This is a genomic window from Polaromonas sp. P1_F6, assembly GCF_056405695.1.
The window spans coordinates 158,033-183,437 of record NZ_JBFUBQ010000002.1 but is presented as its reverse complement, the minus strand read 5'-3'; the positions used below and the strand labels follow the sequence as shown (position 1 = coordinate 183,437).

Sequence of the window (25,405 nt, the reverse complement as noted above, 5' to 3'; positions counted from 1 at the left end):
CAGACCATAACGCAAAGTCCGCATCCCGGCATCATGGCCGGGATTTGCCAGGGATTTAGCGGAGGGTTATGGAGACGTTTTGAAGCCGGGTCCCGCCACCACCGGGGCTGGAGCTGGGGCCGAAACCGGAGCGCCCGGCAAGGCATCCAGCCGCTGCTCCAGCGCGCGCAGCACGGGCCCGATGCCAGTTCCCGCCCTGATCTGCGGGTTGGAAAAGCCGTCATCCTTGCCGGCGTCGATTTCGCGCTGCCTGATCACCGGAACGGCACGGGAAAAAGCCTGCTCAAAAGAATGTGTCTTGCGCAACTGCTCGTCAAACATGGCGCGGCCGAAGAAGGTGAGTTCGGACAGGCGCCCACAACCGTAAGAGGTATGGGTGGCGTCGGCCGCCGTCATGACCAGGGTGGTGTCGCTGGCCAGCGCCTCGATCCAGCCGCCGGAATAGCAGGCCGATATCGCGATGACGCGGTGGCGGATACCGGCATTGTCGAGCGCCTCGCGCAGCTCGCCGGGACTGAGCGGGGGTACCTGCAGCGGCCAGTGGGAGGCGGCCAGCTTGAAGTCGCTGGCGCCGTGCGAAGTCATGTAGACCACCAGCACGTCGTTGTCGCGATCCATGCGCTGGGCCAGTGCGTCGATGGCGCGCTGCAAATTCAGCGTGGTGGCCCAGGGATGGGTTTTCACGGTGCTGGCATGGTTGACCAGGTGCATCACGCGGCCTTCGGCATCGAAGCGATCGGCAAGCACACGGCTGACCATGCTGCTTTCCCGCAGGAACACATCTTCCGCGGCATAAGGAGCAAACACCAGGCCGTAGACGTCGGTGATACCGCGGCGCTGCGGCTCGATGGCGGCCATCGTCTTTTCCATCAGCGCCTGCTGCTCTTCAAAAACCTGCTGGCTCAGCTGCAGGCGGGGCCGGCTGTCTTCGGTGGCCTGGCTCGCGTAGTCCACCCCCCAGGTACGCGCCTCGAATTGCCAGGCGGACACGCCTGTGGTTGCCAGCAGGACCAGCGCAAATACGGCAGTCCGCCAGGTCCATCCGGCGAAACGCACGAAGAGGAAAAGGCTCACGCCAAGCGCCCAGGCTGTCACCGCCGCATACAACGCCCAGTAAAACCAGGGAGCGGAAAACACCGCCGCCTTGATCCAGCCGTGCGCAATCGCAGCAACCACGCCCTGGGCGAGCAGCACATTGGGCAGCCCCGCTGCCAGCCACAGCGCGAAAAAGGCCGCCACACCGCGAGGCGGCTGGTCACCGGGAGGTTGGTCGCCGGGAACGGGCTCGTCCGCTTCAGGGGCAGGCACAACTGCCGAAGCAGGAAAAGCCCACCACGCCAGGCCAACGCCCAACCCGATCGTCCACCATGTCGACAACCAGGCCTGCAGGTTAAACACCGCGGGGCCTGCAATTTCCAGCCGCATCAATGCAACTTCCATGGTTGCGGCCAGAATCACAATGCCCATCACCTGCAATGGCGTCGGTGTTTTCCCCGCCACGCGGACAGGCAGGAAAAACGCAGCACGGACCCCCTCCTTTATCCAGCGTGATGTACTCAGCCTCCCAGAGGTATCAGGACGGCCGCGGTCCACCGGGCTCAGCAAGGGTTCCGGGATGCCAGGCGAGGTGTGTTGAACGCGGGCGTCGTGCATGGCGGCATCATGCCACGGCAGATTCAGGGCTCAGCGCCCACATTGCGAGGGCGGGGGCCAGCCAGTTCTGGCTGCAGCTTTAGCCGCTGCGGGTTGGCATAACAGACAAAACGCTTGTTGGTGGCGCGGCCAATCGCGCACAGGCCGACTGACTGCGCGACCTGATGGCCCATCTGCGTGATGCCGCTGCGCGAGACCACAATGGGCACCCCCATCTGCGCGGACTTGATCACCATTTCGCTGGTGAGGCGGCCGGTGGTGTAGAAGACCAGTCCGTCCCAGCCGAGATCGGTCGACGAAGCACCGACCGCGGGCTCACCCTCTTCACCAGCCGGGGCCGCGGAACTGGCTTTGCCAGGCCGCAGGCGCAACGCCCCCTCGGGGGGCAGCGAGGACACGTCAGTGCCGAGCGTGGGGGCCCTATTGATTGACATCCAGCCAGCGATGGTGTCTATGGCGTTGTGGCGGCCCACGTCTTCCACGAAGAGCAGCATTTCAGGGTCGCCCGCCGTCATCGCAAACAATGCACACGCATGCACCGAGCCGGCGGATTTGTACGTGGTTTCCTTGAGCCGTATGGTGTTGACGAGGGAATACAACTGGGCCTGGGTGATGTGCGCATCTGCGGGCAGCACGATGCCGTCGACTTCGTCCATCAGGCCGCCAAACACACTGCCCTGCCCGCAACCCGTGGTGACCACACGGCGCGAGGTTTTCTCTTCAATGTCTTCAATGCCGTGGTGCGTCTTGACGGCGGCCGCGCCCACGTCCCAGTCGACGGTGATCGATTCGATATCGGCCACATCCTTGACCAGCCGCTGGTTGCGCAGGTAGCCGAGCACCAGCAGCTCAGGGTGAGCGCCCAATGTCATGAGCGTCACAAGCTCGCGTTTGTCGACATACACGGTGAGGGCACGCTCGGCGGGGATGGCGACCTTGTGCGTCTCGCCATATTCATTGACGGCATCAACCTCGCAGGTCAGGGGCGCCTGGGCGTTGGTCAGCCGGGGCAGGCGTGAGGGAAGAGATGTCGAGGCGGGCATGAGGGAAGACTACAACAAAAAAGCCGGCCCCTTGCGGAGTCGGCCTTTCGGGAAGTGGAATGAGCCTGGAAGTGGATCAGGACTTCTTGGCGGGGTTTCCAACCGCATCGGGCTGCTTGGTACTGGGCGGGCTGGTAGCGTTGCCTGCGGGTGAATGCGCGCCGGCCGCTTCGATCGGCTTTGCTGCAGGCGGGGTGTAGGCGAAGGGGCCGGGGTCCGCGCAAGCAGGTGCAGGCGTCGGCGGTTTGGTCTCTTTGCCGGTGGCCTTGGCCGTTTTGTAATAGCTGGCGGCGACCTTGTCTTGCGACTTGCACAGTTGGTAGGCCTCCAGCTTGCCGGTCCAGGCGGTCTTGGCGGCCGCTTCTGCGGCCTTGGCCTTGGCTTCGTCGCTCAGGGCGGGCAGTTTGGCCAGCGACGCGGCCGATGCGGCGGCCAGCAAGCTCATGATCAGAATTTTTTTCATGGGATTCCTCACTACAACTCTTCGGGGCTTATGCCTGCGCCGTCTGGCCGGGCGGGTCAACAGGCTTGCTGCGTTGGGCCGGAATGTTCCCGGCTTTGACATCGTCATACCAGTATTCGTGGTGCTCACGGGCCCAGGTCTCATCGACGTAACCTGTACGCATGGCCTTGTAGGCGCCCTGCATGCCGATGGTGCCGAGGTAGATATGGCCGAGGAACAAACACATCATGAGCACGGTGGCCACGGCGTGCACCATGTGTGCGACCTGCATCGTCGAGCGCTCATAGATCAGGCCGGGCAGCAGCTTGTCGAGCACAAAGCCCGACGACACCACCACGATGCCCAGGAAGAACACGCCGCCCCAGAAGATGAGTTTTTCGCCGGCGTTGAAACGGTTCGAAGGCGGTTCTTCGCCGCCCGTGATCAGGCCACCGCCTTTGGCCAGCCAGTGCAGATCGCCCTTTTGCGGCCAGTTGTCGCGCAGGAAGGTCAGGAACACGATCACCAGCGACACCGCGAACAGCGGGCCGGCAAAGTTGTGCATGGTCTTGAGGGTCCAGGTCAGCCAGCCGAAGAGCGCGCCACCAATGACGGGCAGCAGGAAGAATTTGCCGAATGCCATGACCAGGCCTGAGATGGCCAGGATGCAGAACGCAATCGCGTTGGACCAATGCGCGGCACGCTCAAACGGCGTGAAGCGCTCGATCTTGCGGCCGGTGTCGACGCCGTGGGTTTTGATCGAACCCTTGCTGAAGTAAAAAATCGCGATGGCCAACAGCACGATCAGGAACAGCGAGCCCCCATAGGGAATGATCCAGTTGTTGCGCACCTGTCGCCAGGCTTCGCCGGCGTTGGTCAGGCGTGAGCCGGGGTACTGCACAAAGGGCTGAATCAGGTTGCCGGCTTCGGGCGCTTCGCTCTTGGGCAGGCTGCTGTAGCCGGTGACGCCCTCGCCCACCTGGCGCCACATGGGCGCGTTGTTGCCCGGCTGCACTTTGGCGCGTTCACCATTGGTCTGCTTGGCGTAGTTGGGGTCGGCGCTGGCTTCGGGCTTGACCTCAAAGATGTTCTGGCCCTGGATGCCGCCGGTGGCAGCGGGAGCGGTGGCAGGCGCGGCGGTGGCCGGCGGAGCCGCAGGCGCTTGCGCACAGGCAAGTCCCGCCAGGCTGGCCGCTATGAAAAATATAGCTGGTCGCGCACAAAACATAAGGCCTCCGGTCACTATTTCGAGTTACCTGTCTTGGTGTACTCGTTCTGGCTGTTTTGTGCGCGGGCCTTGAGGCCTTGCTCCCAGCTGGTCTTGTCGCCGGCCTTCCAGCCTGGCGCCGCAAACTGGGTTTGCACGCCCTGGTAGGCGGCGCCGTCGCTTTTCACACCGCTGCCCAGGGTCTGCGGTTTTTCGCCGCAGGCCGACAAAGCCGACAAGGAGAGGGTCAAGACAAGAAGGCGCATCATGATTTGGCTCCTGCGGGCGGCTGGCCTGCCTGTTTGGATCCGTAGGCCGTGCCCCAGCCCCAGACTTCGGCGCCCTTGCCGCGTTGCACCACACGGTTGCGGAAGATGTCGGCGACCACATCGCCGTCGCCGGCGAGCAGGGCCTTGGTCGAGCACATTTCGGCGCAGGCCGGCAGCTTGCCTTCGGCCAGGCGGTTGCGGCCGTACTTTTCAAACTCGGCCTGGCTGCCGTTGACTTCAGGACCGCCGGCGCAGAAGGTGCATTTGTCCATCTTGCCGCGCACGCCAAACGTGCCGGCAGCCGGGAACTGCGGCGCGCCGAAGGGGCAAGCGTATGAGCAATAGCCGCAGCCAATGCAGACGTCCTTGTCATGCAACACCACGCCTTCTTCGGTGCGGTAAAAACAGTTGACGGGGCAGACAGCCATGCAGGGTGCGTCGCTGCAGTGCATGCAGGCCACCGAGATGGATTTTTCACCAGGGACACCGTCGTTGAGCGTGACCACGCGGCGGCGGTTCACACCCCACGGGACTTCATTTTCGTTTTTGCAGGCGGTGACGCAGCCGTTGCATTCGATGCAGCGCTCCGCATCACAAACAAATTTCATGCGTGCCATGACGTCTCCAGAGAAAACCGGTTGATCGGAAGCTTGCGCGGGGCTCTGCCCAAGCAGGGGCCGCGGAACCGGCTTTGCCGGGCCGCAGGCGCAGCGGCCCCCTCGGGGGGCAGCGCATTACACGAAGTGAAAAGCGTGGGGGTCATGTTTATGCCCTTTCGACGTTGCAGACCGTCGTTTTTGTTTCTTGCATCATCGTGACGCTGTCGTAGCCGTAAGTTGTTGCCGTGTTGATCGCCTCGCCGCGCACAACCGGTGCCGCGCCATTCGGGTAGTACGCCAGCATGTCGGCGCCTTGCCAGCGGCCCGAGAAGTGGAAAGGCATGAACACCGTGTCGGGCCCGACACGTTCGGTGACCAGGGCCTGTACGTTCAGGCGTGCGCCGGTGGGCGTGCTGACCCAGGCGCGTTCGCCATTGCGTATGCCTTTTTCGGCGGCGACCTTGGGGTTGATCTCGATGAACATCTCTTGCTGCAGCTCGGCCAGCCAGGGGTTGGAGCGGGTTTCTTCGCCGCCGCCTTCGTATTCCACCAGCCGGCCCGAGGTCATGATCAGCGGGAATTTCTCATGCACCTTGTCGGCGATGTTCTTTTGCTGGATGGTTTTGTACAGCGTGGGCAGGCGCCAGAAGGCTTTCTTGTCGTCGTGCGTCGGGTACTTGGCCATGAGGTCGGCCCGGTTGCCGTAAAGCGGCTCGCGGTGCTGCGGAATGGCGTCGGGGAAGTTCCAGACCACGGCGCGCGCCTTGGCATTGCCGAAAGGATGGCAGCCATGGTTCTTCATGACGACGCGGATCAGGCCTCCTGAGGAGTCGGTCTTCCAGTTCTTGCCTTCGGCGGCGGTTTTCTCGGCGTCGGTCAGCTCGTCCCACCAGCCGAGTTTTTTCACGAGCAGGTGATCGAACTCGGGGTAGCCGGTCTGGATGTCGGCGCCCTTGGAACAAGAGCCGTCTTCAGCCAGCAGGTTTTTGCCTTCGCGTTCCACGCCGAAGTTGGCGCGGAAGTTACCGCCGCCTTCCATCACGTGCTTGGAGGTGTCATACAGGTTGGGCGAGCCCGGGTGTTTCATCTCGGGCGTGCCGTAGCAGGGCCATGGCAGGCCGAAGTAATCACCCGTGGTGTCGTAGCCGGTTGCCTTGTCGACGCCGCCTTTGGACTTGAGGGTCTTGACGTCGAACAGGTGCATGTTGCGCATGTGCGCCTTGAGGCGCTCAGGGCTCTGGCCGGTGTAGCCGATGGTCCAGCAGGTCTTGTTGATCTCGCGCAGGATGTCTTCGGGCACGGGCTCGTCCATGCCCTTGACCTTTTGCATCTTGTAGTTCTTGGAGAGCTCTTTGGCAAAGCCGAGCTTTTCGGCGAACTGGTGCATGATCATGTGGTCGGTGCGGCTCTCCCAGAGCGGCTCGATCACTTTTTCGCGCCACTGGATGGAACGGTTGGAAGCCGTCACCGAGCCGCTGGTTTCAAACTGCGTGGCGGCCGGCAGCAGGTACACCGCGCGGTTGGGGTTGAGGTCTTCAGCCTTGCCGGGCATGGCCGCCATGGCGGCGGTGGCCGATGGATACGGGTCCACCACCACCAGCAGGTCCAGCTTGTCCATCGCGCGTTTCATTTCCAGGCCGCGCGTCTGTGAGTTGGGCGCGTGGCCCCAAAAGAAGACGCCGCGCAGGTTGGAGTCCTGGTCGATGAATTCGTTTTTCTCCATCACGCCGTCGATCCAGCGCGAGACCGTGATGCCGGGCTTGCCCATCATGGCGGCAGAGGCATAACGGCCCTTTATCCAGTCGAACTCGACGCCCCAGATTTTTGCGAAGTGCTTCCAGGAGCCCTCGGCCAAGCCGTAGTAACCGGGCAGCGAATCGGGGTTGGGGCCGACGTCGGTGGCGCCCTGCACGTTGTCGTGGCCGCGGAAAATGTTGGTGCCGCCGCCGGAAACACCGACATTGCCCAGCGCCAGCTGCAGGATGCACGAAGCACGAACCATGGCGTTGCCGATGGTGTGCTGGGTCTGGCCCATGCACCAGACAATGGTGGACGGCCGGTTCTTGGCCATCATCTCGGCAGCCATGTAGACACGCGCCTCGGGCACGCCGCAGGCTTCTTCCACCTTGTCGGGTGTCCATTTGGCCAGCACGTCTTCCTTGACCTTGTCCATGCCGTAGACACGGTCGTTGATGTACTTCTTGTCTTCCCAGCCGTTTTTGAAGATGTGATACAGCATGCCGAACAGGAAGGGGATGTCGGAGCCGGAGCGGATGCGGATGTATTCGTCGGCCTTGGCGGCGGTGCGGGTAAAGCGCGGATCGACCACGATCATCTTGCAGCCGGTTTCCTTGGCATGCAGCATGTGCAGCAGGCTGACGGGATGGGCCTCGGCCGCATTGGAGCCGATGTACAGGGCGACCTTGCTGTTTTGCATGTCGTTGTACGAATTGGTCATGGCGCCGTAGCCCCAGGTGTTGGCAACGCCGGCCACCGTGGTGGAGTGGCAGATGCGGGCCTGGTGGTCACAGTTGTTGCTGCCCCACAGGCTCATCCACTTGCGCAGCAGGTAGGCCTGCTCGTTGTTGTGTTTGGACGACCCCACCACATACACCGAGTCAGGGCCGCTGGCCTTGCGCAGCTCCAGCATGCGGTCGGTGATTTCCTTGAGGGCGACGTCCCAACTGATGCGCTCGTATTTGCCGTTCACCAGCTTCATCGGGTAGCGCAGGCGGTATTCGCCATGGCCGTGCTCGCGCAGGGCAGCACCCTTGGCGCAATGGGCGCCCAGGTTGATGGGAGAGTCGAACACCGGCTCCTGGCGGACCCAGACGCCGTTCTCAACCACCGCGTCTACAGCACAACCCACCGAGCAGTGGGTGCAAACGGTGCGCTTGACTTCGATCTTTCCCGTGCCGTCGCCGGCGCCCGGTGTGGCGGCCTTGGCTTTTTTGACCAGGGTTAATTGCGTAGCGGCCAGGCCGACGCCGACACCCAGGCCGGAGCGGCGCAGGAAGGCGCGGCGGTCCATGGTGGGCAGCGCATTGGACAGGCCCCGCGACAGGCTTTGCACAAAGCGCGCGGAACCCGCGCGATGCACGGGATGGACATCAGAAGATTTTTTCGTGAGCAGCATGAAGCTCTCCGTAGAAGGTGAAATCGGGGGCCGGTCGGGCTGAACTGGAAGCCAGGGCTACCTAGATGCGGGTGGTCTTGTAGTAGCGCTTGACGTGTTCCGAGAGGCTGTAGCCGCCGCCTTTTTCAGGGGCCGGCTTGGGCTCTGGAAGCTCGGCTTGAAGCGCAGGTGCGCCGGGCAAAGCGACGATGGCCGCGGCTGCCGCGCCCGTGGCGGCTGCGCCGAAAAAGAATCCCCTGCGTGAGGGTTTTGGCTGGCTGTCCTGCATGGTGATCTCCAGGGGAAGGCTTGCTGGCTATGTAACCGTTTGCATAGTACTGTAAGGCAGAGCGCTGCGCACCACAATGGTTAGCGCCGCTCAACGTCCAAGTCTAGGGAAAACGATAAGCGATCTTATTGTCAGACTCGGCGGCTATGGCCGGTTGGCCATTCAAAAGCTGTCTCATTTTGAGAAAAAAAATTCATGCACCCCGTCAGGCCAGCATGTCGAAGCCCTGCGCCTCAACGCCGATGAAGGTCTGGGTAAAGGCCGCGAGAGCGGCATAAAAACGCGCCTTGGGATGCGCCGTGATGGCATCGCACATCAGCGGCACCCAGGGCTGGACATGGCGCGCGAAAAATTCGCGCTGCCGCGTGAGATTGGCGACCTCCACGTCGTCACCGGCAATCAGGTAGCGCATGACTTCGCACAGGTAGGCCACGTGGTCTTCGGTTTCGGGCATGGCCTCGTCACGCGCCAGGCCCAGCGCGGCGATGTCGGTGCGCAAGGCCGCCAAAGGCTTCTCATTGAGGAAACCGCTGAGGTAGTGCGAACCAAAGAGGTACACCTCAGGCTTGCCAACGCCGCCGAACAGGGCATCATGCTCCCGCGTGACATCTGCAAGGCTCTGCGTGCGGGCGGCGGCCACGAGTTCGCTCCACGAACTTTCAAGCAACCCACCGGCGGCGGGCGCCTCCGTTACTGCAATGCGAAGGTTTTCATGCAGCTCCGCGGAGGGCGCGGCGTAGTAAAGGGCGGCCAGCACGCCATAGACTTCGGCTCGCGCGGTTTCTTCGTCCAGGGTGGAGGCGGTGAGTTGGGCTTGCGTCATGGTGGCGTCTGGAGTCGGGAAGCTGTTGCTCACCGGATGTCCGTGATTTTCAGTTCGTTATCGGCGGAATAGATGTCGATGACGCGGCAGTCACTGCACATCTTGAGCCGGTCGGCGGCCGCACCCTGGAACATCGCGTGCCCCGCAAGCTTGCCCAGCATGGACTCGATGGCCTTGAGCGTGCCGAAGGGTTTGCTGCAGCGTATGCACTGGTAGGGCTGGCTCTCGTTGAGCACACGCGCCTCTTTGCGTAGCGGTGTGAGCAACAGGCGCGGCTGCAGCGTGATGGCATCCTCGGGACAAGTGGTGGCGCACAGGCCGCACTGTACGCAGTTTTTTTCGATGAACTTGAGCTGCGGGCGGTCGGGATTGTCTTGCAGTGCGCTGGCGGGGCACGCGCTCACACAGCTCAGGCACAGCGTGCAGGTGTCTGCGTTGACGGTCAGGCTGCCGAAGGGCGAGCCCTTGGCGGGCAGCGTAATCGCTTCGGGCAGGGCGGCGGGCGCCTGGCTCATGAGGTGGTCCAGCGCCATGTCCAGTGTGCTGCGTTTTTCTTGCGCCACCGCAAAGCGCGCCACAGCGGCGGGCACTGCAGGGCGGCCGCGCGCCAGCGTTTGCAGGCTGGCGTCCAGCCCGGCAATGGCATCAGCGCCCTCCCCGGCTTGCACCAAATGAAGGTGCACGCCGGCATAGCCCAGGCCATTGAGCAGGGTTTGCGCCACGTGCATTTGCTCGGCCAGGCCTTCAAGATAGGCGGGAGCTTCTTCACGCGTTACCAGCACCGCCACTTGCGACGCACCGAATGCGATGGCGCTGAGCCACAAGTCCAGGCCCACGCTGGCCGTGTGCCATAGCGCCTGCGGGATCACATTGGCCGGCACACCCCGCACGGTTTTTTGCAGCCGCGCAGCGCGGCCCAGAGCCTCGACCGCCTGCTGGCCGCTGTCCTGGCTGTGAAACAGCAGCACCGGTTGCGTGCCGCCGGCTTTGGCGTACGCCGACAACAGGGTCTTGATGCGAACGCCCTGCTCGCTGGCACGCGGGTAGGCGTAGGTGAGCGCGCCTGTCGGGCACACCGTGGTGCACGCGCCGCAACCCACACACAGGTTGGGGTTGACGACGATCTGCTGCCGGCTTTTTTCGCTGCTGACGGCGCCGGCCGAGCAGATGTCGATGCAGGCGTTGCAACCCACGGTTTCGTTGCGGCTGTGGGCACAGAGTTTTTGTTTATAGGCAAAAAATTTGGGCTTTTCAAACTCGCCCACCATGTCGCGCAGCTTGACCACGGTGGCCAGCAAGCCGGGTGAGGCGAGGCCGGCGGAGGCATTCAGGGCGAAGTAGCCTTGCGGTGGCGCATGCAGCGCGACCAGCGGTTTGGCGCCGAGGTCGAGCACCAGGTCAAATGCTTCCGTGAGTGTTTGCGGCGAGCGGTTGAAGTCAATGGCACCGGCCACCTTGCATACGGCCACACAATCACGGTGGGATGTGCATTTGGCCGCGTCAACCTGGTAGCTCAGGTCGATGGCGCCTTCGGGGCACACGGCGACGCAGGCATTGCATCGTGTGCAAAGGTCCAGGTCGATAGCGTTGGTCTTGTCCCAGCTCGCCTCAAACGCACCCAGCCAGCCTTTGAGCGCGAGCCGCTCACCGCTGATCACAGGATATTTGCGTTCTTGCGAGGGAAACCCGGTCTGCGCCTGGGACGAAACGCCCTGGGCGAAGATGGTCACGTCCAGCGTGTCAGCCACAAGGGCCGCCACCTGCTCGGCCTGGTCGATCGCACCCACGATGAGCAGGCGCCCGGCACTTTTGTAGGTGACGGTGGACACCGGCTCTGCGTCTGGTAAATGGGCCGCGGCCAGCAGAGCCGCGATTTTTGGCGTGGCGCTGACAGCGTCTTTGCTCCAGCCGCCGGTCTCGCGGATATTGACGAACTTCACCACCGAGGTGACGCCCTGGGTCTGCTCACCCACTTCGGCAAAGAGCCGCTTCTCCTGGGTGCAGGCTACGACAACATCGTCGCCGGACTGCGCGGCCTTCTGGAAGGCGCCCACCTCGCGGCGGCACAGCGCCGAATGCAGCGTCAGGGTCTCGTTAAGTGCCGTGCCCAGCGCCTGTGGCTGGAGCGGCATGGTCTGGTTGCAATCGCAAATCAGTGTGGGCATGGTCTTCTTGGCTGGCACCGGCCGGGTCGGGCTGGGATTGGCTGGTTGATAAAGCGCCTGGCGTTTGCGATGGGGCTATGTCTGGATTTTCATAGGACTGTGCCACGGTTTCGCCCGTGGGGTTATTGGCGCTTTCCCGTGGCAGGTTGACGGGGTCGTCTTGCGGGCCGGCAGCCTTCGCTTGGTCTTCGCCTGCCGCGTCCTCCGCGCTGCTTTTGTTTTTCTCTTTCTCTTTGTCCTCATCGTCATCAAAGAGATTGAGAAACTTCGCACTCGTCATCTGCCGCAGCATGGCCTCGGGGATGGGGTCGGACTTGGAATAGTCGTCGATGTAGATGTCCAGGCCGTCCATCACATTGAAATGCGGGTCGGCAAAGAGTTGCTTCATGGCCGCGTTACGCACGTCGGGCGTCACATCGCCGGCCATAAAGGGCTTGAAGTCGGAATCTTTGGTGAGCAGCCTGGCGTCGGCCAGCGTGAGCGCTTGCTTTTCCGGCGGATTTTCCGGTGATTTTTGCGCCGGTTCCCGGGGCGTCTGGACTTGCAGGGCGGGCGCGTTGGCATCCGTTGCCGGTGCGGCCACAACCGGCTCATCCAGTGGTTTGCCCAGCACAGCGTCGGCCTTGCGGCGGGACCATCGCCCCAAAAAGCCCTTCGGTTCGTCAGCCATGCTGGCCTCCGCCGGTTTTCTTTTCCGTGCTGACCCGCGCCGGATTGCCGAAGCGGTCCGTCAGCGGCTTAAAGCTTTGCGGGCGCTGCCGGCGCTTGGCTTCTATGACGTAGTGCTGATCTACAAACTGCTGCAGCCACTGCACGACCTGCGGCGGCGCGGGCACCTGCTCGACTGTTTCCTGCGCATCCAGCCAGCGCCCGGCATCGTGATAACTCAGGGTGACGATCTGCGGCACTGCGATAGGTTCATCGGCCAGCAGGGCTTCTTCCTCCATGCGCCAGACCACCCAGAAGCAGGGCTGCCCGGTGCTGGCATTGAGGTAGTAGCCTTCGGCGTCGTCGGTGAACAGCTCGACCTTGAAGCCGGGGTGCAACCAGCGCTCTTCGCGCTCGTCTTTGAGCAGCAGGCGCGGCGCGGCGCCAAAACCGTCTTCGTGCGGCACGATTTCATCCAGCGACCAGCGCCAGGGCTGCCAGCGGTTGTCGATGCGCTCGCGGCGCATGACAACGGCCACCGCGGTGCACGGCCGGTGCAGCGTGGCGTCTGTTTCAGGGGACTGCAGCAGGAAATCCGACATGCCCGCAGTGTACGGCGGGCAAAGCGGACCGTTCGCAATAACCCTATCCCCAATAAACCTCTAGACCAGCAAGGACCGGTGTTCCAGGGCGGCACGACGCACCACGTCGCTGATCCCGTCGCCGCCGTTACCTTCTATCAACTCCAGCAGTGCCTTGCGCATGCGGGGGTCCCAGAATTTCTTGAGGTGCATGGCCAGTTCCTGCAGGGCTTCCGTGCGGTCAGGCATGGTTTCAAAGAAGGCGCCGATCTGGTTGACCATGCGAATCAGGTTGTCGTTGTTCACAGGAGGTACTCCAGGTTGACACGCTCTTTGTGGCTGTACACGGAAAGATCTTCCCCGCGCACAAAGCCCAGAAGCGCCACGCCGGCGGTTTGCGCCACATCAATCGCCAGGCCGGTCACCCCCGACACAGCCGCCAGCAGTGTCACGCCGGCCATGGCAGTTTTGTGCACCATCTCGTAGCTGGCGCGGCTGGTGACGACGATAAAACCTTCATTGACCTTGACACGGCCGCGCTGCAAGGCGCCTGTCAGTTTGTCCAGCGCGTTGTGCCTGCCGACGTCTTCACGCAGCACCACGATGCCGCCGCCCGCATTGCACCAGGCGGCCGCATGGGTGGCACCGGTGGCGCTGAGCAGTAACTGCTGCTCGCGCAAGTTGATCAGGGCACGGGTGATGGCGCCCGCTTCAAACTCCGCGCCGCCGTGCAGGCGCGGCGGCAGGCGCACCGCATGCGCCAGGCTTTCGGTGCCGCACAGGCCGCAGCCCGTACGGCCGGTCATGCTGCGGCGGCGGTCTTTCAGGCGGGCAAAGCACGATGCCGCGATGCTCAGGTGCAGCGTCTCCCCTTGCTCACTGCTGGTCTGTTCAATGTCGTGAATCTGCGTGTAGTCGTCCACGATGCCTTCGGTGACGGAAAAGCCGAAGGCAAAGTCTTCGAGGTCGGAGGGGCTGGCCAGCATCACGGCGTGCGAGATGCCGTTGTACTCCAGCGCCACAGGCACCTCTTCGGCTACCCAGTCCGACCGGTCAAACGGGCGATGTGCCCGCACCCCCGTCACAGGGGCTTCACGGCAACCTTCAACCACCTGCATGAGCTGCCTCCGCTGCACCGGCAAGCGGACCGCCCGCCGGTTGTGACGCCGCATCCAGCAACTGCAGTTGCTGCTTGTTGAAGCGCGAGTAGGATTTTTGCCATTCCGACGGCTGCGCCACCGGCATAACCTGCACCGCAGTGACCTTGTATTCCGGGCAGTTGGTGGCCCAGTCGGAGCTGTCGGTGGTGATGACGTTGGCGCCCGATTCGGGGAAGTGGAAGGTGGTGTAGACCACGCCCGGCTGCATGCGTTCGGTGACCACCGCGCGCAGCACGGTCTGGCCGGCGCGGCTTTCAATGCCCACCCAGTCGTCAGGCTTGATGCCCCGGTCTTCCGCGTCGTGCGGATGGATCTCCAGCCGATCTTCGCTGTGCCACTGGTTGTTGTCGGTGCGGCGCGTCTGGGCGCCCACGTTGTACTGCGACAAGATGCGGCCGGTGGTGAGCAGCAGCGGGAATTTGCGCGTGACCTTTTCATCCGTGGCGACGTACTGCGTGATGATGAAGCGGCCTTTGCCGCGCACAAACTTGTCCTTATGCATGAACTCGGTGCCGAGCTCTGCCGTGTCTTCGTTGCAAGGCCACTGCACGCTGCCGTGCTTTTCGATCTTGGCAAAGGTCACGCCGCGGAAAGTCGGCGTCAGCGCCGCGATCTCGGCCATGATGTCGCGCGGATGCACGTACTTCATCGGATAGCCCAGCGCATTGGAGAGCTTGACGGTGACTTCCCAGTCGGCCAGGCCTGCCTTGGGTGGCATGACCTTGCGCACGCGCGAGATGCGCCGCTCGGCATTGGTGAAAGTGCCGTCTTTTTCCAGGAAAGAAGAGCCCGGCAGGAACACGTGGGCGTACTTGGCGGTTTCGTTCAGGAAGATGTCCTGCACGACGATGCACTCCATCGACGTAAGCGCCTTGGCCACGTGCTGTGTGTCGGGGTCGGACTGCACGATGTCTTCGCCCTGGCAATACAGGCCCAGGAAGCTGCCGGCCACGGCCGCATCAAACATGTTCGGGATGCGCAGGCCGGGCTCTTCATTGAGCGTCACGCCCCAGGCCGTTTCGAATTCGGCGCGCACCGTGCTGTCGGACACGTGGCGGTAGCCCGGCAGTTCATGCGGGAAGGAACCCATGTCACAGGCGCCCTGCACATTGTTCTGGCCGCGCAGCGGGTTCACACCCACACCTTCGCGGCCCACATTGCCGGTGGCCATGGCCAGGTTGGCAATGCCCATGACCATGGTCGATCCCTGTGCGTGCTCCGTCACGCCCAGGCCGTAGTAAATGGCAGCATTGCCGCCTGTGGCGTAGAGGCGGGCGGCTGCGCGAACGTCTGCCGCGGGCACGCCGGTGACGGCTTCCATGGCTTCAGGAGAATTGTCGGGGCGGGCCACAAACTCGCGCCATTCGCGGAATGACTTTTCGTCGCAGCGCTCGGCAATATAGTCGTCGGCCAGCAGGCCTTCCGTCACCACCACATGGGCCAGCGACGAGATCATGGCCACGTTGGTGCCGGGTCGCAACTGCAGGTGAAACTCAGCCTCCACGTGCGGGGAACGCACGATGTCGATCTGGCGCGGATCCACCACGATCAGCCGTGCGCCTTCTCGCAGGCGCTTTTTCATGCGCGAGGCAAACACCGGGTGGCCATCGGTCGGGTTAGCGCCGATGATCAGGATCACGTCGGCCTTTTCAACCGACTTGAAGGTCTGTGTGCCGGCGGAGGTGCCGTAGGTCTGGCTCAGTCCGTAACCGGTGGGCGAATGGCAGACGCGGGCGCAGGTGTCGACGTTGTTGTTGCCGAAAGCGGCGCGCACCAGCTTTTGCACCAGGTAGGTTTCTTCATTGGTGCAGCGCGACGAGGTGATGCCGCCAATCGAATCCTTGCCATGTTTGGCCTGGATGCGGCGGAACTCGCTGGCGGCGTAGTTGATGGCTTCGTCCCAGCTCACTTCCTGCCACGGGTCGCTGATGTTCTTGCGGATCATCGGCTTGGTGATGCGGTCCTTGTGGGTGGCGTAGCCCCAGGCAAAGCGGCCCTTCACGCAGGCGTGACCTTCGTTGGCCTTGCCGTCTTTCCACGGCACCATGCGCACCACTTCATTGCCCTTCATCTCGGCCTTGAAGGCGCAGCCCACGCCGCAGTAGGCGCAGGTGGTGATCTTGTTGTGCTCGGGCTGGCCCAGCATGATCACGGTTTTTTCCTGCAGTGTGGCAGTGGGGCAGGCCTCGACGCAGGCGCCGCAGCTCACGCATTCGGATTCCATGAAGGGCTGGTCTTGTCCCGGCGACACGCGCGACTCAAAGCCGCGGCCGCTGATGGTCAGTGCAAACGTACCCTGGGTTTCTTCGCAGGCGCGCACGCAGCGGTTGCACACAATGCATTTGGAAGCGTCGTAGCTGAAATAAGGGTTGGAGTTGTCGATTGCCGGTTTGCTCTCGTTGCGGAAGTGGTTGGCGCCTTCCATGCCGTAACGCACTTCGCGCAACCCGGTCACGCCGGCCATGTCCTGCAGCTCACAGTTGCCGTTGGCCGAACAGGTCAGGCAGTCCAGCGGGTGGTCGGAGATATACAGCTCCATCACGCCCTTGCGCAGCTCCTGCAGGCGGGGCGACTGCGTGCGCACTTTCATGCCGGCTTCTGCCGGTGTGGTGCAAGAGGCCGGAAAACCCTTGCGCCCGTCAATTTCCACCATGCACAGGCGGCAGGAGCCAAACGGCTCCAGGCTGTCGGTGGCGCAGAGCTTGGGCACCTGGATGCCTGCGTCGACCGCCGCTCGCATGAGCGAGGTGCCCGCGGGAACCGTGACGCTTTCGCCGTCGATCTCGAGCGTGACTTCCTGCATGGACTCGCGTTTGGGGGTGCCGTAGTCGGTTTCTTTGAGGTGTTCGAGCATGAAAGTCTCCTGTCCGTCTTGTGGGGGTGCTGCCGTTTCTGTCGATTCAGGCTGCTTTGCGGTCCGGCACAGTCATGCCAAAGTCCTGCGGGTAATGGTCCAGTGCCGAAAGCACCGGGAAAGGCGTCATGCCGCCCATGGCGCACAGCGAGCCGTGAACCATGGTGTCGCACAGGTCGCGCAGCAGCTTGATCTGCTGCGGGCGCTGCTCCCCTGGGCCGTTGGCGATGCGGTCAATCACTTCCACGCCGCGTGTGGAGCCAATGCGGCACGGCGTGCATTTGCCGCAGGACTCAATCGCGCAAAACTCCATGGCGTAGCGCGCCAGGCTGGCCATGTCGGCCGTGTCGTCATGCACCACGATGCCGCCGTGGCCCACCACCGCGCCCACGGCCGCATAGGCCTCATAGTCGAGCGGCGTGTCCCACTGCGATTCAGGCACATAGGCGCCCAGCGGGCCGCCGACCTGCACCGCCTTGATAGGCCGGCCCGAGGCCGAACCGCCGCCGTAGTCGTACATCAGCTCGCGCAAAGTCACGCCGAAGGCTTTTTCGACCAGGCCGCCAAACCTGATGTTGCCGGCCAGCTGGATGGGCAAGGTGCCCCTGGAGCGGCCTACGCCGTAGTCTTTGTAAAAGGTTGCGCCGCGCGACAGGATGATGGGCACGGAGGCAAAGGTGATGACGTTGTTGATCACGCTCGGCTTGCCGAACAGGCCCTGGATGGCGGGAATCGGTGGCTTGGCGCGCACGATGCCGCGTTTGCCTTCGATGCTTTCCAGCATGGCGGTCTCTTCGCCGCAGACGTACGCGCCAGCCGCCTTGCGTACATGCAGGTGAAAGCTGTGGCCCGAGCCGAGGATGTTGGCGCCCAAAAAACCAGCCGCTTCAGCCACCGTGATGGCCTCGCGCATGGTCGCCACCGCGTGCGAGTATTCGGAACGGATGTAGACATAGCCCTGCGTGGCGCCGGTGGCAATCGCGGCAATCGTCATCCCTTCGATCAACATGAAGGGGTCACCCTCCATGGTCATGCGGTCGGAGTAAGTGCCCGAGTCGCCCTCGTCCGCATTGCAGACCACATACTTTTGCGTGGCTTTGAGGCCCGCCACGGTTTTCCATTTGATGCCCGCGGGAAACGCCGCGCCGCCGCGCCCGCGCAGGCCGGCGTCGAGCACCTGCTGCACGATCTCTGTGGCGGGAATCTCCAGCGCACGGCGCAAGCCGGCATAGCCTTCATGCGTTTCGTAGTCTGCCAGCGACAGCGGGTCCGTTATGCCCATGCGGGCAAAGGTCAGGCGCTCCTGCCTTTTCAGATACGGAATCTCTTCGGTGAGGCCCAGTTGCAACACGTGGACACCGCCCACCTGAAAACCGGCATCAAAAAGGCCGGCCACGTCTTCAACTTCCACCGGCCCGTAGGCGATGCGGCCTGCGCCGGTCTGCACTTCGACCATGGGCTCCAGCCAGAACAGGCCACGGGAGCCATTGCGCACCAGCTCAATGCCGATACCACGCTTTGAAGCCTCGGCGGTGATGGCTGCTGCGACCTCGTCAGCGCCCGCCGCCAGCGCAGCGGAGTCACGGGGCACGTAAATCTTGATGCTCATGCGGCGCTCCCGGCTTGCGCCACCAGGCGGTCGAATTTTTCGATCCCGACGCGGGCATGGACCTTGTCGTCCAGCGTCATCGCGGGGGACTGTGCGCACAGGCCCAGGCAGTACACCGGCTCGACCGTGAACGCGCCGTCTTTGGTGGGGCCGTGGCCGTCGCTGCCCAGGTGAGAGCAGGCATGTGACCACAGGGCGTCGGAGCCCATGGCCTTGCAGCTCTCGGCGCGGCAGATCTGCACCACATGCCGGCCTGGCGGCTCGGAGCGGAAGTAGTGGTAATACGTCACCACGCCATGCACTTCCGCCCTGGAAAGGTTCAGGGCTTCGGCGATGGGCGGTACAGCCTCGGACGGGATATAACCCAGCGCGTCCTGAATGCCGTGCAGGATCGGCATCAAGGCGCCGGGCATGTGCCTGGTCGACGCAATGACGCGTTCGACGGCCTGGCTTGCAACTTCATTCATCGTGTGGACCCCTATCTCTGTCTATGCACAAAGTATGTGCAAGCGATAGGGTCACGTCCAATTGAATCGGGACACTGCCCCATTCACGGATTGAATGTATGCAAACCTTTGCCTAGGTTGACTTGGCTCCCATACTCGCTGGGTGAGCGCTGTAGTCGGCCGCATGGCGCAACCAGGCRGGCTCGGCAGCCAGCGCCATGGCGGCTTGCAGCGTGCGGGAGGGCCGGTCGCTGGCTTGCATCATGAAGCCGACTGGTGTTTCCACATCCGGTGTCAGCGGCAAGGCCTCGAGTTCGCGGTAACCCTGCACCGCGCACACCAGCGCGCCTGCCAGCACGCTGCAGACCTCACCGACGACGACGGTCAGGGCCAGCGTCAGCATGGAGTTGGTTTCCATCACAGGCTTGACCGTGACGCCGGCGGCGGCAAAAGCGCTATCCACCCGCGTGCGGCTGTGCATATCGGGTGTCAACAGGCACAGCGGCAGCTTGGCGGCGTCGGCCCAGGTCATGGGTGGGCCAAAACGCAACACATCGGGGCTGGGCCTGGCTGCGCGGCGCACCAGGAAATAACGCTCGGTGTATTGCGGCAAGGTGGTCAGCCGTGTGTTGCGCGCGCTCAGGCGCTCGGTGTAGCCCAGCGCCATGTCCAGCGACAGGTTTTCGAGCCGGGTTTCGATGTCATGCGAATTCAGCGACAGCACCACGGGCGTAATACCTGGGTGCCGGGCGTGCAGCATGGCGGCAAAACGCGCGGCGATGGAGACCGCCGTGGGAACGACGCCAATCGTCAAATGCCCGCGCGGGCTGTCTACGGAACTGTCGAGTTGCTGCTTGAGGATTTCGCGCTCATGCAGCATGCGCCTGGCGCTGGCGAGCACGCGTTCGCCCTCTTCCGTAAACCCGACGAATGCACGCCCGCGAACCACGATAGCGGCGCCGAACTCGTCTTCCAGCGCGCGCAGGGCGTTGGACAAGGCGGGCTGCGTGATGTTGCAGGCCTGCGCCGCGCGGCCGAAGTGCTTGTGCTCGTCAAGCGCGGCCAGGTAACGCAGGGAGGCCAGCAGGTTCATGGCGTGACAACCTCAGGTGGTTTTCAGGTGTCTTCAGGTATTTTTGGAGATCGTGATGGTCGGAAACTTGGCAGAGAAATCTTTGGCTTTCGCGGCCACGGTGACGGCCATCTTGCGCGCCACGGCCTTGTAGATGCCGGCGACTTCGCCGTCGGGATCGGCCACCACGGTGGGACGGCCGTTGTCGGCCTGCAGGCGGATCTGGATGTCCAGCGGCAAGGCGCCCAGGTAGTCCATCTTGTAGTCGGCCGCCATTTTTTTGCCGCCGCCTTCGCCGAAAATGTGCTCGGCATGGCCGCAGCTACTGCAGATGTGCACCGCCATGTTTTCGACGATGCCCAGAATGGGTACGCCGACTTTCTCAAACATCTTGATGCCCTTCTTGGCGTCCAGCAGCGCAATGTCTTGCGGCGTGGTGACGATGACGGCACCTGTCATGGGCACCCGCTGCGACAGCGTGAGCTGGATATCACCGGTGCCGGGCGGCATATCGACGATGAGGTAGTCCAGGTCTTTCCAGTTGGTCTGGCGCAGCAGCTGCTCCAGCGCCTGGGTGGCCATGGGGCCGCGCCAGATCATGGCTTCGTCCTGCGCAACCAGAAAACCGATGGACATGACCTGGATGCCGTAGTTCTCCATGGGCTCCATGTTCTTGCCGTCCACGCTTTCGGGCCGGCCTTCGATGCCCATCATCATGGGCTGGCTGGGGCCGTAGATGTCGGCGTCGAGCAGGCCGACGCTGGCGCCTTCAGCCGCCAGCGCCAGGGCCAGATTGACAGCGGTGGTGCTTTTGCCAACACCGCCCTTGCCGGAGGCCACGGCGATGATGTTCTTGACGTTGGGCAACAGCTGCACGCCGCGCTGCACGCTGTGGCTGGCGATCTTGAACGTGACATTGACGGAGACATTGCCCACCCCTGGCACGGCCTTGACGGCGGCGATCAGGCTTTTGCGCAGGCCGGCGATCTGGCTTTTGGCCGGGTAGCCAAGTTCAACATCAAACGACACGTCGTCGCCGCTGAGCTGCAGGTTTTTCAGGGCCTTGGTGGTGACGAAATCTTTGCCGGTGTTGGGGTCCAGCACGGTTTGCACGGCGTTCAAGACGGCCTGTTGGTCCAGGGACATGGGGAAATACTCCGTTGAATCTCGTTAAATCTGACTGGGCAGACCGGGCGCTTTGAGGGCGGCAAGCCGGCGGGGGTGTTGGCCTGAAGTCTAACGCCGTGACCCGGGCCCTGGGGTCATGGGGGCTTGCCGGGGCAACCCCAAGGCCGGGCGACTTAAAATCGCGGGTTACCTCTCCCCTAGCCATAAAGCCCCTTATGTCCCAGCGCCGCCTGTTTGTCACCACCGCCCTGCCCTATGCCAATGGCAATTTCCATATCGGCCACATCATGGAATACATCCAGGCCGACATCTGGGTGCGGTTTCAGCGCATGCAGGGCCATGCGGTGAACTTTGTGGGCGCGGACGACGCCCACGGCGCGCCCATCATGATCGCGGCTGAAAAAGCCGGCAAAACGCCGCAGCAGTTTGTGGCCGACATCGCCGCGGGCCGCAAACCCTACCTGGACGGTTTTCACATCAGCTTTGACAACTGGCACTCCACCGACGGGCCGGAAAACCACCAGCTGGCGCAGCAGATCTACCTGGACCTCAAAAAAGCCGGGCTGATTGAGACCAAAACGATCGAGCAGTTCTTTGACCCTGAAAAGAACATGTTCCTGCCGGACCGCTACATCAAGGGCACCTGCCCCAAGTGCGGCACCAAAGACCAGTACGGCGACAACTGCGAAAACTGTGGCGCGGTGTATGCCCCTACGGATTTGATCAACCCGTATTCAGCTTTGTCGGGCGCAACGCCCGTACTCAAAAGCTCTGATCACTTTTTCTTCAAGCTGTCCGACCAGCGCTGTGTGGACTTTCTGGAAAAGTGGACGCAAGACGGCAAGCTCCAGCCCGAAGTGGCCAACAAGGTCAAAGAATGGTTCAGCGTTCGCACCAACCCCGACGGCACCCAAAGCGAAGGCCTGGGCGACTGGGACATCAGCCGTGACGCGCCCTACTTCGGCATTGAAATTCCGGACGCGCCGGGGAAGTATTTTTATGTCTGGCTGGACGCGCCGGTCGGCTACCTCGCGTCGCTGAAAAACCTGCTGGAAAAACGCGGCGAAAACTACGACGCCTACATGGCCACGCCGGGGCTGGAGCAGTACCACTTCATCGGCAAGGACATCGTCACCTTCCACACGCTGTTCTGGCCGGCCATGCTGCATTTCAGCGGCCGCAAGACGCCTGACAACGTGTTTGTGCACGGTTTCCTCACGGTGAACAACGGCGAGAAGATGAGCAAAAGCCGCGGTACCGGCCTGGACCCGCTCAAGTACCTGAGCCTGGGCATGAACCCCGAATGGCTGCGCTATTACCTGGCCGCCAAGCTCAATGCGAAGAACGAAGACATCGACTTCAATGCCGACGACTTCATGGCGCGCGTCAACAGCGACCTGGTGGGCAAGTACATCAACATCGCCAGCCGCGCCGCGGGCTTTGTCGCCAAGCGCTTTGCGGGCAAGCTGGGCGAGGTGTCGGCCGATGGCGCAGCGCTGCTGGGCGCGCTGCGCGCCGCAAAGGAAACGATCGAGCCGCTGTATGAAAGCCGGGAATTTGCCAAGGCCCTGCGCGAAACCATGCTGCTGACGGACCGCGTGAACGCGTATGTGGACCAGAACAAACCGTGGGAGCTGGCCAAGCAGCAGGGTATGGACTCGCGTCTGCAGGATGTCTGCACGGTATGCATCGAGGCCTTCCGCCTACTCACGATATACCTGAAACCAGTGTTGCCTGCGCTGGCGGCGCAGGTCGAGGAATTCCTGAAAGTCAAGCCGTTGACGTTTGCGGATGCCGTCTCCAGCCTCGGTAACGGCCACCTGATCGGCGACTACAAGCACCTCATGCAACGCGTCGACATCAAGCAACTTGAAGCACTCTTTGAGCCTCCAGCCCAGACAGAACCAGCGCAAGCAGCTACTGATTTGATAGCAGAAGCAACTGTGCCAGGCGGCGAGGCGATTGCCCCCGTCATCACCATCGACGACTTCGCCAAGGTCGATTTGCGCATCGCAAAGATCGTCAACTGCGAACCCGTGGAAGGCTCGACCAAGCTGCTGCGCCTGACGCTGGATGCCGGCGAAGGCCGCATGCGCAATGTGTTCAGCGGTATTGCCTCGGTCTACAAGCCCGAAGACCTGGTCGGCAAACTCACGGTGCTGGTGGCCAATCTGGCGCCGCGGAAAATGAAGTTCGGCATCAGCGAAGGCATGGTGCTGGCCGCCAGCCACGCGGATGAAAAAGCCCAACCCGGCATTTATGTGCTGGAACCCTTGCCGGGCGCAACACAGGGCATGCGCATTCACTGAGTTTGCTGCGCAACGCCGCCTGCGTCAGGCCGGTGCCGAATTCCTGGCATCCGCCCCGGCCGCAAAGCGGAGGCCGGTCCCCGAACGGCTGGAAAGCTCGCCAAGCACGAGGCCCAACGAGTGCAGCAATTGCGTTGCATCGCCTTCCCTGAAGGGCGCTTCGGCCACCGCCACCTTGAACTGCAGCACGGTATTGGGCGGCAGGCTGGGACTGTCGGCCAGTCCGCGGGCGATCAGCCGCTGGCCGATATCGGTAAGCGCCCCGCGCGTCAGGTGCCCCTGCAGGATCAGCACAAAGTCTCCGTCGCGATGACGGGCAACCGTATCGCCCTCTTGCGCGACACTTGTGACACAGGCGCCGGCCTGGACCACCGCGCTTTGCGCCGCCTCCATGCCGTAGTCCTGCCGGATATCCACGGCGTTGCCCAGCCGGATGCGCACCACCGCGCCCGCACCGGGGTCGCGCTGCTGGCGAATCAGCAGCGCGTCCAGCCGCTGCAGCAGCACGCGGTGGTTGCCCAGGCCGGTCAACGGGTCCACGCGTGTCAGCGCACCGACGCGCGCCTGGTTGTCGCGCTTTTCCCGGCTGCGCAGGTACAGGGCCATCAGCAGGAAAAGGATTTCCAGGGCGGCACCGATTTGCGCGCCGAATTGCGTGGCCGTGCCCAGGGGCATCATGCCCTGCGTGCGCAGGATGGGGAAGATGGAGCCCACGGTGAGGCACACCATCGCGGCCATGATCCAGATACCCACGGCCGGACGGCGCCAGGTGTACCAGGCGGAAACAAAAAGGTAAACGGCGATGCTTCCGATGTAGTAAGGCGTGGCCAGGTTGAAAGACGACTTGTTCCCCAGAGCCAGGAAGGCCAGCACGATCACAAAGCCCAGAATGGTCATGGCCAGCAGCCCGCGGGAAAGCCAGGGCACGTCGCGGTCAACCACCATCTGGCGCAGCACAAGATGCAGCAATGCGGCAGTGGCCAGCGACAGCCCCACGGGCGCGCAGTCGTTCCACCAGGCATTGCGGGGCCAGAAAAACTCTCCCGCCAGGCCGGTCAGCGACAACTGGCCAAGCGCCACGACCAGCACATAACCGGCGTACAACAGGTGGATGGAATCGCGCCACGAGACCGCGTGGAAAGCGCTCATCAGCGCCATCAGCAGCACCAGGCCGATGTAAACCCCCAGCAGGAGGTGCCATTGCTTGGACTGTTCGTGAAAACTGCCTGGGTCGGACAGGACCCAGTGCATGCTGATCGGATAGTTGTGGGTGACCCGAAGGTAAGTGGGCCGCATCTCACCGGGGCGCAGCAGCATCTCGAACGCCGGTGTCAGGTGGCGCACCGGCCACTCGGCTACGGGGATGGAATCACCTGAGCGCCTGATTTGCCATTGCCCCGCAGCGAGGGGGTCTTGCGAGGGGCGGTACAGCGAGACACTGTCCATGTTGGGGTGCGGTGTCGTGAGCATGACCCGGGTGGGCTGGCTCACCGCAGGCAGCGTCAACCGGTACCACAAGGCACGCCCGTCGCCGGTCGGCATGATCTGTTCCGGCCTGGCCGGCTCGCCTTCACCGGCTTCAAAACGGCTGTGAACCTGCTCAAACGTCAGCGAACCGGTACTGTCGACCAGTACCAGCCCCTGGCCGACCACGTCGTAGCCCGCGGACGGCACGCTTTGTGCAACAACAGCCGCGACGGGGGAAGGCGGGACGGCCGTTTCCTGTGCAACAGCCGCAGCGTGGGCCAACAGCAAGGCCGCCAGGCAGGCAGAAAGGCGCGGCGGCATTGCAGACAAAAAACTTAAAAGGCCAAACAATCACTTCCCCAAAAAACCATACGCAGATGATCAAAACAGGACGACACTGATGATTCGGCCCTGAAATCACACGAAAAGTAACTATTTCTACCTAACAAAACCTTCTAATGTACCGAATGTTGAGGCTTCGAACAATGGAAAAAAGTCATACGGGACGCGCAATCTCCGCATTCTC

Annotated in this window: 21 protein-coding genes; 1 reads left to right on the top strand and 20 read right to left on the bottom strand. The window is 62.9% G+C overall.

Annotation, left to right across the window (positions count from 1 at the left end; all coding sequences use genetic code 11):
* Window positions 1-66: 66 nt before the first annotated feature.
* The 19 genes from AC1DY9_RS06815 to apbC all read right to left on the bottom strand — a co-directional run bounded on the left by AC1DY9_RS06815 (window position 67) and on the right by apbC (window position 21,121).
* Complete coding sequence (locus tag AC1DY9_RS06815; RefSeq protein WP_477666110.1) at window positions 67-1,653, bottom strand: C13 family peptidase; 1,587 nt, start codon at window positions 1,651-1,653, stop codon at window positions 67-69.
* 23 nt (window positions 1,654-1,676) lie between these two features.
* Window positions 1,677-2,696, bottom strand: a complete 1,020-nt coding sequence (locus AC1DY9_RS06810) for a formate dehydrogenase accessory sulfurtransferase FdhD (protein WP_477666109.1) — start codon at window positions 2,694-2,696, stop codon at window positions 1,677-1,679.
* Window positions 2,697-2,772: 76 nt separating this feature from the next.
* Entirely contained in the window at window positions 2,773-3,159 is a 387-nt protein-coding gene (locus tag AC1DY9_RS06805; RefSeq protein ID WP_457279595.1) for a hypothetical protein, read from the bottom strand.
* Window positions 3,160-3,187: 28 nt separating this feature from the next.
* Window positions 3,188-4,366, bottom strand: coding sequence for a formate dehydrogenase subunit gamma (locus tag AC1DY9_RS06800; RefSeq protein WP_457279596.1), 1,179 nt, complete (start codon window positions 4,364-4,366; stop codon window positions 3,188-3,190).
* Between the two features lie 14 nt (window positions 4,367-4,380).
* Window positions 4,381-4,614 (bottom strand): hypothetical protein, encoded by a 234-nt coding sequence (locus tag AC1DY9_RS06795; protein ID WP_457279597.1) that lies wholly within the window; start codon window positions 4,612-4,614, stop codon window positions 4,381-4,383.
* Complete coding sequence (gene fdh3B / locus AC1DY9_RS06790) at window positions 4,611-5,231, bottom strand: formate dehydrogenase FDH3 subunit beta (RefSeq protein ID WP_457279598.1); 621 nt, start codon at window positions 5,229-5,231, stop codon at window positions 4,611-4,613. Before fdh3B ends, AC1DY9_RS06795 begins: the two co-directional genes overlap by 4 nt.
* A 148-nt stretch (window positions 5,232-5,379) precedes the next feature.
* Window positions 5,380-8,349, bottom strand: a complete 2,970-nt coding sequence (locus AC1DY9_RS06785) for a formate dehydrogenase subunit alpha (RefSeq protein WP_457279599.1) — start codon at window positions 8,347-8,349, stop codon at window positions 5,380-5,382.
* A 61-nt stretch (window positions 8,350-8,410) separates the two neighbouring features.
* Window positions 8,411-8,617 carry a formate dehydrogenase gene (locus tag AC1DY9_RS06780; RefSeq protein ID WP_457279600.1) on the bottom strand — a complete coding sequence of 69 codons (207 nt, stop codon included), beginning with the start codon at window positions 8,615-8,617 and terminating at the stop codon, window positions 8,411-8,413.
* A 205-nt stretch (window positions 8,618-8,822) separates the two neighbouring features.
* Complete coding sequence (locus tag AC1DY9_RS06775; RefSeq protein ID WP_457279809.1) at window positions 8,823-9,440, bottom strand: TorD/DmsD family molecular chaperone; 618 nt, start codon at window positions 9,438-9,440, stop codon at window positions 8,823-8,825.
* 29 nt (window positions 9,441-9,469) lie between these two features.
* Window positions 9,470-11,605 carry a 4Fe-4S dicluster domain-containing protein gene (locus tag AC1DY9_RS06770; RefSeq protein ID WP_457279601.1) on the bottom strand — a complete coding sequence of 712 codons (2,136 nt, stop codon included), beginning with the start codon at window positions 11,603-11,605 and terminating at the stop codon, window positions 9,470-9,472.
* Window positions 11,535-12,275, bottom strand: a complete 741-nt coding sequence (locus AC1DY9_RS06765; RefSeq protein ID WP_457279602.1) for a DUF3306 domain-containing protein — start codon at window positions 12,273-12,275, stop codon at window positions 11,535-11,537. Before AC1DY9_RS06765 ends, AC1DY9_RS06770 begins: the two co-directional genes overlap by 71 nt.
* Window positions 12,268-12,855, bottom strand: coding sequence for a DUF3305 domain-containing protein (locus tag AC1DY9_RS06760; protein WP_477666108.1), 588 nt, complete (start codon window positions 12,853-12,855; stop codon window positions 12,268-12,270). Before AC1DY9_RS06760 ends, AC1DY9_RS06765 begins: the two co-directional genes overlap by 8 nt.
* 60 nt (window positions 12,856-12,915) lie before the next feature.
* Entirely contained in the window at window positions 12,916-13,140 is a 225-nt protein-coding gene (locus tag AC1DY9_RS06755; RefSeq protein WP_477648462.1) for a formate dehydrogenase subunit delta, read from the bottom strand.
* Window positions 13,137-13,952, bottom strand: coding sequence for a formate dehydrogenase accessory sulfurtransferase FdhD (fdhD, locus tag AC1DY9_RS06750; RefSeq protein WP_477666107.1), 816 nt, complete (start codon window positions 13,950-13,952; stop codon window positions 13,137-13,139). The genes AC1DY9_RS06755 and fdhD overlap by 4 nt, the downstream gene beginning before the upstream one ends.
* Window positions 13,939-16,848, bottom strand: coding sequence for a formate dehydrogenase subunit alpha (gene fdhF, locus AC1DY9_RS06745; protein ID WP_477666106.1), 2,910 nt, complete (start codon window positions 16,846-16,848; stop codon window positions 13,939-13,941). Before fdhF ends, fdhD begins: the two co-directional genes overlap by 14 nt.
* A 46-nt stretch (window positions 16,849-16,894) precedes the next feature.
* Window positions 16,895-18,457 carry a formate dehydrogenase beta subunit gene (locus AC1DY9_RS06740; RefSeq protein ID WP_477666105.1) on the bottom strand — a complete coding sequence of 521 codons (1,563 nt, stop codon included), beginning with the start codon at window positions 18,455-18,457 and terminating at the stop codon, window positions 16,895-16,897.
* Window positions 18,454-18,924, bottom strand: coding sequence for a formate dehydrogenase subunit gamma (locus AC1DY9_RS06735; protein WP_477666104.1), 471 nt, complete (start codon window positions 18,922-18,924; stop codon window positions 18,454-18,456). Before AC1DY9_RS06735 ends, AC1DY9_RS06740 begins: the two co-directional genes overlap by 4 nt.
* A 112-nt stretch (window positions 18,925-19,036) precedes the next feature.
* Window positions 19,037-19,996 (bottom strand): LysR substrate-binding domain-containing protein, encoded by a 960-nt coding sequence (locus tag AC1DY9_RS06730; RefSeq protein ID WP_477666103.1) that lies wholly within the window; start codon window positions 19,994-19,996, stop codon window positions 19,037-19,039.
* Window positions 19,997-20,029: 33 nt separating this feature from the next.
* Window positions 20,030-21,121, bottom strand: coding sequence for an iron-sulfur cluster carrier protein ApbC (gene apbC / locus AC1DY9_RS06725; RefSeq protein WP_477666102.1), 1,092 nt, complete (start codon window positions 21,119-21,121; stop codon window positions 20,030-20,032).
* A 197-nt stretch (window positions 21,122-21,318) separates the two neighbouring features.
* Here apbC and metG point away from each other — a divergent pair, with 197 nt between their 5' ends.
* Window positions 21,319-23,412 carry a methionine--tRNA ligase gene (gene metG / locus AC1DY9_RS06720; RefSeq protein WP_477666101.1) on the top strand — a complete coding sequence of 698 codons (2,094 nt, stop codon included), beginning with the start codon at window positions 21,319-21,321 and terminating at the stop codon, window positions 23,410-23,412.
* Between the two features lie 24 nt (window positions 23,413-23,436).
* Here metG and AC1DY9_RS06715 read toward each other — a convergent pair whose 3' ends face one another.
* The gene (locus tag AC1DY9_RS06715) at window positions 23,437-25,200 is read right to left on the bottom strand and encodes a sensor domain-containing diguanylate cyclase (protein ID WP_477666100.1); all 1,764 of its coding nucleotides are present in this window, start codon (window positions 25,198-25,200) and stop codon (window positions 23,437-23,439) included.
* Window positions 25,201-25,405 lie beyond the last annotated feature (205 nt).